The following is a 1,726-nucleotide window of genomic DNA, read 5'->3' on the forward strand; positions in this document are numbered from 1 at the left end:
ACGCCACCCCCCGGGATGCCGCACGCCGCTAGGCGGCGATCGGGTTGAGCTCGGCAGCCGCGACGTACATTCGGATACATGAACGAGGTGCCCAGACGCATCGACCCCACGACGGACCGCGTGTCCGCAGCGATCATGCTGGGCTGCACACCCGCACAGGTCGGCCCGGGCGCCCGCTGCCAGGGACTGACCTGCCGCTACGGGCCCGGCGCCCAACTGCTGCGCCCCCACGGCCGGGCCATCGAGCAGAGCACCCAGTTCGTGAGGTGACGGAAAACCGGTCGCGGGTGCCCGGAACCACGGAATCTGCCGTTCCCGCTGGCTTTCCAGAAGGAGGCGATCCCCATGAACTTCGTATGCGGAAAGCTCCCCTGCATGGCGGACGGAGCGGAGGCACTCTTTCCGTGGTCCGCCATCATGTTCGCGATCCTGGTTGTGGCCCTCGTGGTCATGCTGCTGAAGGCCAGGCACCGTTGACCTTCGCGGGACCCGCAGGAGCTGCTGCTTTGGGTGTCCGCGCGGAGGCATGAGAATAGGCCCCCCGCCACGGACCGCGTGTCCGCCGCGATCACGCTGGGCTGCACACCGGCGCAGGTCGGCCCGTGCGTCCGCCGCCGGGGGCTCACCTGCCGCTACGGGCGCGGCGCCCAGCTTGTATGCCCCCCTGCGAGGCAATCGAACGGAACACCAGACCGGCGGACGAGTAGGCACGGCCGCGTCACGACACGGCGGGGACCGTAACATCACAAGCTCACCCAATAGGGCCGACCGCGTGGGGGTACTCGGGCCGAAACCCCCTCACAAAAGGGAGCCCCTTATGATCATCAAGAGCATGCACGAAATGGGCATCCGCAGCGAACACGCCTATCTCGCGGGCATGGCATCCATCGGCCTCAGCATCGCCTCCTGGATCACCAGCCTCCAAACCGAACGCGGCGCCGGCATAGACCGCGCCGACCGATGGGGCATCTTCGTCGGTGAATGGGCCCCCACCTTCTTCGGCCTCGGTCTCGCCCTCTCTCACTACGAGCAGCAGGACGGCACCATCACCGCCGGTAGCATCCACGAACTGCGGGAACGGCAGAAGACCGGCTGACCACCCCGCTCCCGCCCAACGGGGCTCCCGCTGTGGAGTGGGCAGGGGCCTCCGCGTACTCCATTCAACCGGCGTTCCGGGGCATCCACCTTCCCGCTGACGCCGATGCAGGGCGTGGACTGGGTCGTGGACTGCGCGGTGGAGGCCGCCGAGAGGGAGTTCGGGAGTACTACGACCTCGAACCGGTGGAACGTGAACCCACCGTGCCGGAGGAGGCGCTGCTCGACGACCGGATCGACCAGGCGACTTTCGGCGAACGCGAGGACGAACTCGTCGACCGCCTGGAGGAGATCGCCAGCGTACCGGCGGGGCGACACCGCTTCCCAGTAGCCGTTGTAAGACGACGAAGGGGAGGGTGGATGTGGCCCCCCTTCGGCCAGCTCATCGCCGAATGCGGTGGCCACGACCTCGCCGCGTGGATGGCGGATGTGCGCGGCACCTGGCTACGGTGACGGCACGCATCGGGGTCTGGCCCGCCACGCACCAGTCGGGTCTCCGCGCCGGCTGTCGCGTTTGGCGCTCATGCTGTGTGGTCCCGGGCGGCGATGCGGGTGACCGTGACGGTGACGGTGACGGTGATCGCTACCGGGGCGCCGTGGGCGGCAAGGTAGGAGAGGACAGCGGCCCGTA

4 protein-coding genes are annotated in these 1,726 nt (G+C 68.5%); all 4 read left to right on the plus strand.

From position 1 onward, the window contains the following. Positions 1-78 precede the first annotated feature (78 nt). Entirely contained in the window at positions 79-270 is a 192-nt protein-coding gene (locus ACWDA7_RS52575; RefSeq protein WP_450615282.1) for a hypothetical protein, read from the plus strand. A 75-nt stretch (positions 271-345) separates the two neighbouring features. Then, positions 346-477 (plus strand): hypothetical protein, encoded by a 132-nt coding sequence (locus ACWDA7_RS52580; protein WP_450615284.1) that lies wholly within the window; start codon positions 346-348, stop codon positions 475-477. Between the two features lie 340 nt (positions 478-817). Next, positions 818-1,096: a hypothetical protein gene (locus ACWDA7_RS52585; protein WP_432930799.1), complete on the plus strand. Its 279-nt coding sequence runs from the start codon at positions 818-820 to the stop codon at positions 1,094-1,096. 185 nt (positions 1,097-1,281) lie between these two features. Next, positions 1,282-1,548 (plus strand): hypothetical protein, encoded by a 267-nt coding sequence (locus ACWDA7_RS52590; protein WP_450615286.1) that lies wholly within the window; start codon positions 1,282-1,284, stop codon positions 1,546-1,548. Positions 1,549-1,726: the final 178 nt, after the last annotated feature.

It is taken from the genome of Streptomyces sp. NPDC001156 (assembly GCF_053598275.1).

What these genes read in the sequence shown, in the direction of transcription:
- ACWDA7_RS52575 (WP_450615282.1), top strand. Translation starts at nt 79, where the DNA reads ATGAACGAGGTGCCCAGACGCATCGACCCCACGACGGACCGCGTGTCC.
- ACWDA7_RS52580 (WP_450615284.1), top strand. Translation starts at nt 346, where the DNA reads ATGAACTTCGTATGCGGAAAGCTCCCCTGCATGGCGGACGGAGCGGAG.
- ACWDA7_RS52585 (WP_432930799.1), top strand. Translation starts at nt 818, where the DNA reads ATGATCATCAAGAGCATGCACGAAATGGGCATCCGCAGCGAACACGCC.